This window comes from Citrobacter sp. Cpo109, from assembly GCF_030332565.1.
GTDB classification, from domain to species: Bacteria; Pseudomonadota; Gammaproteobacteria; order Enterobacterales; family Enterobacteriaceae; genus Citrobacter; species Citrobacter portucalensis.
Window position 1 is genome coordinate 1 of the sequence record NZ_JAOWHQ010000029.1, and the last position, 419, is coordinate 419.

Consider the following 419-nt stretch of genomic DNA (forward strand, 5'->3'; position numbering starts at 1 on the left):
CACGGAACGGTCTGCGTTGTCGGGAAGATGCGTGATCTGATCCTTCAACTCAGCAAAAGTTCGATTTATTCAACAAAGCCAAAAAGAGTATGTACTTTCCGGCCTTCAGCCAAAAGATATTCACTCACCACGCTGTCCAGCGCGTTCAAAATCATGTCTGGTAATACGTTAAACACCGCAACAAGCCAGTCTATATAACAGCCTGAAAAAAATGAAAAAATAAATCATAAGAATTCTAAAGTATATCTGCGTATATGCCGATACACCTATATATTTACCATGGAGGTTCTATGTCTATATCAATACAAACTAATACAAGTATAAAAAGTTCTAACAGTTCTGACCTGCTCCCCGTTGATTAGTACACCCCGATGTTAGTAATGTCTTCATAAGCCACATGAGGACATCCCCATGAAGAA

Annotated in this window: 1 pseudogene; it reads left to right on the forward strand. The window is 39.4% G+C overall.

From position 1 onward, the window contains the following. Window positions 1-198 (forward strand): annotated as a pseudogene (locus tag OGY71_RS01155) (hypothetical protein); the annotation flags it as partial. Window positions 199-419 lie beyond the last annotated feature (221 nt).